Annotated in this window: 5 protein-coding genes; all 5 read left to right on the top strand. The window is 71.2% G+C overall.

Features of this window, described 5'->3' with window-relative positions; all coding sequences use genetic code 11:
* Positions 1 to 354, top strand: a 354-nt coding sequence (nuoB, locus tag A6Q79_RS10855) for an NADH-quinone oxidoreductase subunit NuoB (protein WP_317698191.1), incomplete at its 5' end; no start/stop codon positions are given.
* A complete protein-coding gene (locus A6Q79_RS10850) occupies positions 354 to 1,124 on the top strand; it encodes an NADH-quinone oxidoreductase subunit C (protein ID WP_067854603.1) in 771 nt (256 codons plus the stop codon). The genes nuoB and A6Q79_RS10850, both read left to right, overlap by 1 nt.
* A gap of 178 nt (positions 1,125 to 1,302) precedes the next feature.
* Positions 1,303 to 2,640: an NADH-quinone oxidoreductase subunit D gene (locus A6Q79_RS10845; RefSeq protein ID WP_286689591.1), complete on the top strand. Its 1,338-nt coding sequence runs from the start codon at positions 1,303 to 1,305 to the stop codon at positions 2,638 to 2,640.
* Positions 2,637 to 3,500: an NADH-quinone oxidoreductase subunit NuoE gene (nuoE, locus tag A6Q79_RS10840; RefSeq protein WP_067854609.1), complete on the top strand. Its 864-nt coding sequence runs from the start codon at positions 2,637 to 2,639 to the stop codon at positions 3,498 to 3,500. The genes A6Q79_RS10845 and nuoE overlap by 4 nt, the downstream gene beginning before the upstream one ends.
* Positions 3,493 to 4,754: NADH-quinone oxidoreductase subunit NuoF (gene nuoF, locus A6Q79_RS10835; protein WP_317698188.1), on the top strand; the 1,262-nt coding region annotated here is incomplete at its 3' end. The genes nuoE and nuoF, both read left to right, overlap by 8 nt.

The following is a 4,754-nucleotide window of genomic DNA, read 5'->3' as shown; positions in this document are numbered from 1 at the left end:
GACCTGATGATCGTCGCCGGCCGCGTGAGCAACAAGATGGCACCCGTCCTGCGCCAGATCTACGACCAGATGGCCGAGCCCAAGTACGTGCTCGCCATGGGCGTCTGCGCCAGCTCCGGCGGCATGTTCAACAACTACGCGATCGTGCAGGGCGTCGACCACGTCGTCCCCGTCGACATGTACCTCCCCGGCTGCCCGCCCCGCCCCGAGATGCTCATCGACGCCATCCTCAAGCTGCACGACAAGATCCAGCACACCAAGCTCGGCGCGCACCGACTCGAGGAGATCCGCGCCGACGAGGCCGCCGCCCTCGACGCCGCGCCGACGTCGGCCCTGAAGGGCCTGATGCGCTGATGGCAGACGACAAGACCCGCACCGTCGACGACCACACCACCACGCAGGACCGCTCGCACGACCCCGTCCCCGACGGCGGCGCGCCCGTCGTCCCCGCAGGCACCGAGACCTTCGAGGTCGTCGACGTGCGCCAAGGCATGTTCGGCGTGCGCGGCACCGGCGACACGAGCGGCTACGGCGGCATCACCCGCCCCGTCGCGATGCCGCCCGCCTCCCAGCCGCCCTTCGGCCCCGGCGACGGACCCGGGTGGTTCGACGACGTGCACGACCGCCTCGCCGAGCTCGCCGACGGCACCGACGCCATCGAGCGCGTCGTGGTGGACCGCGGCGAGATCACCTTCGTCGTCCGCCGTGAGACGCTGCTCGACGTCGTCCGGCACCTGCGCGACGACGCGGCGCTGCGCTACGAGCTGTGCAGCAGCCTCTCCGCCGTGCACTTCCCGCACGAGACCGGCCGCGAGCTGCACGTCGTGCTCCACCTGCTCTCCATGACGCACCGGCGCCGCATCCGCGTCGAGACCACGTGCCCCGACGCCGACCCGCACGTGCCGAGCGTCGTCGCCGTCTATCCCACCGCCGACTGGCAGGAGCGGGAGGCCTACGACATGTTCGGCATCGTCTTCGACGGCCACCCGGCCCTCACCCGCATCCTCATGCCCGACGACTGGCAGGGCCACCCCCAGCGCAAGGACTATCCCCTCGGCGGCATCCCCGTGGAGTACAAGGGCGGCACGGTCCCGAGCCCCGACCAGCGCAGGAGCTACTCGTGAGTGGCATGCGTAGTCGGCTGCAAGGTGGTCTCGATACGTCGGGACCTGCTCGTACCTCGCGGTCCCGACTACTCGACCAGCGGCACGACTGCTGGTCGAGCAGGCCAGTCGGCGACGGAGGAGCTCGGCTGGCCGTATCGAGACCACTCGGCAACGGCTCAGCGCTCGGGAGGACGCGATGACCGACATCACCCACGACGCCTACGCCGGCACGAGCGAGTCGACGTCCGGGCCCGTCTTCACCGTCACCGGGCAGGACTGGGACACCGTCGACGCGGCCGCCGTCGACGGCGACCGGATCGTCGTCAACATGGGGCCCCAGCACCCGTCGACGCACGGCGTGCTGCGACTCATCCTCGAGATCGACGGCGAGACGGTGAAGGACGCCCGACCCGGGATCGGCTACCTGCACACCGGCATCGAGAAGAACATGGAGTACCGCACCTGGACGCAGGGCGTGACGTTCTGCACCCGCATGGACTACGTGGCCCCGTTCAGCAACGAGGCCGCCTACGTCGCCGCCGTCGAGCGGCTGCTCGGCGTCGAGGACGACGTGCCCGAGCGGGCCCGGACCATCCGCGTGCTCATGCTCGAGCTCAACCGGATCAGCTCGCACCTCGTCTGCATCGCGACCGGCGGCATGGAGCTCGGCGCCCTCACCGTCATGACCTGCGGCTTCCGCGACCGCGAGCTCATCCTCGACCTCTTCGAGGCGATCTCGGGGCTGCGCATGAACCACGCCTACCTCCGGCCGGGCGGCGTCGCGCAGGACCTGCCCGACGGCGTCGTCGAGCAGCTGCGCGGCACGGTCGCCCTGCTGCGCAAGCGGCTGCCGGAGTACGCCGCGCTGTGCAACGCGAACCCGATCTTCAAGGGCCGGCTCAAGGGCGTCGGGCACCTCGAGCTCGACGGCTGCCTCGCCCTCGGCCTCACCGGGCCCGTGCTGCGGGCCACCGGCTACGACTGGGACCTGCGACGCACGCAGCCGTACTGGGGCTACGACACCTACGACTTCGACGTCGTCACCTGGGACGAGCCCGACGCCTACGGCCGCTTCCGCGTGCGGCTGGAGGAGATGTGGCAGTCGCTGCGCATCGTCGAGCAGGCGATCGACCGGCTCGAGGACACCGCCGGTGCGCCCGTCATGGTCGACGACCCGAAGATCGCGTGGCCGGCCCGGCTCAGCGTCGGCAGCGACGGGCAGGGCAACTCCGCCGAGCACATCCGCCACATCATGGGCGAGTCGATGGAGGCGCTCATCCACCACTTCAAGCTGGTCACCGAAGGCTTCCGGGTCCCGCCCGGCCAGGCCTACGTCGCGATCGAGGCCCCGCGCGGCGAGATCGGCTGCCACGCCGTCTCCGACGGCGGCACCCGTCCCTACCGGGTGCACTTCCGCGACCCGAGCTTCGTCAACCTGCAGGGCACGTCGATCATGAGCGAGGGCGGCATGTTGTCCGACGTCATCGTCGCCATCGCCAGCATCGACCCGGTCATGGGCGGGGTGGACCGATGAGCCAGGGCGTCACGCCTCCGCTCGACGAGGCCACGACCGCGGAGCTGCGCGAGCTGATGGGCCGCTACCCGCAGGCGCGGTCGGCGCTGCTGCCGATGCTGCACCTCGTCCAGTCGGTGCAGGGCAGCGTCACCAGCGAGGGCGTCGAGACCTGCGCTGAGCTCCTCGGCCTGACCACGGCGGAGGTGTCGGGCGTCGCCACCTTCTACACGATGTACAAGCGGCGCACGATGGGCACGCACCACGTCGGCGTCTGCACCAACACGCTGTGCGCGGTGATGGGCGGCGACGCGATCTTCGAGCGGTTGAGCGACCACCTCGACGTCGGGAACGACGAGACGACCGCCGACGGCCAGGTCACCCTCGAGCGGATCGAGTGCAACGCCGCCTGCGACTACGCGCCGGTGCTCACGGTCAACTGGGAGTTTCTCGACCGCCAGACGCCGGAGTCGGCCGTCGACCTCGTCGACCGGTTGCGTGCGGGCGAGCCGGTGCAGGCCTCCCGCGGCGCCACGATCACCAGCTGGCGCGACGCCGAGCGCGTGCTGGCCGGGTTCGAGGACGGCCGCGCCGACGAGGGCCCGTCGGCGGGCGACGCGTCCCTGGCCGGTCTGCGGATCGCCCAGGAGCGCGGCTGGTCGGCACCCCCGATCCCCCCGGTGGCCGACACCGGGACGCAGGACCACGGCCCCGGCGGGGGTTCCGGGCCGCGGGCGGAGAAGGAGCCCGGCGGGGGTTCCGGGCCGTGGGCGGAAAAGGACACAGCCGAAGCGGAGGCCGACACGCGTCGGGCCGAGGACGAGACGGTGGCCGAGGAGTCGGCCGCCGACGTGAAGGGCGGAGGTTCCGCGGATGGCTGACACACTGACACCGGTGCTGAGCCGGGGCTGGGCCGACGAGCGCTCGTGGACACGCGAGGCCTACGAGGCGCGCGACGGCTACAGCGCGCTGCGCACCGCCCTCGACATGGCGCCCGACGAGATCGTCACGCTCGTCAAGGACGCCGGGCTGCGCGGGCGCGGCGGCGCCGGATTCCCTACGGGCATGAAGTGGAGCTTCATCCCCCAGGAGAACCCGAACCCCAAGTACCTGGTGGTCAACGCCGACGAGTCCGAGCCGGGCACCTGCAAGGACATCCCGCTCATGATGGCCAACCCGCACGAGCTGATCGAGGGCGTCGTCATCGCCAGCCTCGCCATTCGCGCGGAGCAGGCGTTCGTCTACGTGCGCGGCGAGGTGTTGCACGTCGTGCGACGCCTGCGTGCCGCGTGCCGCGAGGCCTACGAGGCCGGCTACCTCGGGGCCGACGTGATGGGCTCCGGCCGGCGCGTCGACCTGGTCATCCACGCCGGTGCCGGCGCCTACATCTGCGGCGAGGAGACGGCCCTGCTCGAGGGCCTCGAGGGTCGTCGCGGCCAGCCCCGGCTCCGCCCGCCCTTCCCGGCCGTCGCCGGTCTCTACGCCAGCCCGACGGTCATCAACAACGTCGAGTCGATCGCCTCGGTGCCGAGCATCATCGCCAACGGCGCTGAGTGGTTCTCCTCGATGGGCACCGAGAAGTCCAAGGGCTACGGCATCTTCTCCCTCTCCGGCCACGTCAACCGGCCGGGCCAGTACGAAGCCCCGCTCGGCATCACGCTGCGCCAGCTCGTCGAGCTCGCCGGGGGCATGCGTCCGGGCCCCGACGGCCAGCCCAGCCGGCTGAAGTTCTGGACCCCCGGCGGGTCCTCGACGCCGCTGCTGACCGAGGAGCACCTCGACCTGCCGCTGGACTTCGAGTCGATGGGCGAGGCCGGCACCATGCTCGGCACCCGCGCCCTGCAGCTCTTCGACGAGACCACCTGCGTGGTCCGCGCGGTGCTGCGCTGGACGGAGTTCTACAAGCACGAGTCCTGCGGCAAGTGCACCCCGTGCCGCGAGGGCACCTGGTGGCTGGTCCAGACCCTGGCGGCGCTCGAGCGCGGCGAGGGCAGCGAGTCCGACCTCGACCTGCTGCTGGACCAGTGCGACAACATCCTGGGCCGCTCCTTCTGCGCGCTCGGCGACGGCGCCACCAGCCCGATCTCGAGCTCCATCAAGTTCTTCCGCGACGAGTACCTCGCCCACCTCACCCA

Origin of the sequence: Aeromicrobium sp. REDSEA-S32_B7, from assembly GCF_001626145.1 — a bacterium.
GTDB lineage: Bacteria > Actinomycetota > Actinomycetes > Propionibacteriales > Nocardioidaceae > Aeromicrobium > Aeromicrobium erythreum.
This window is presented reverse-complemented; position numbering and strand designations above follow the sequence as displayed.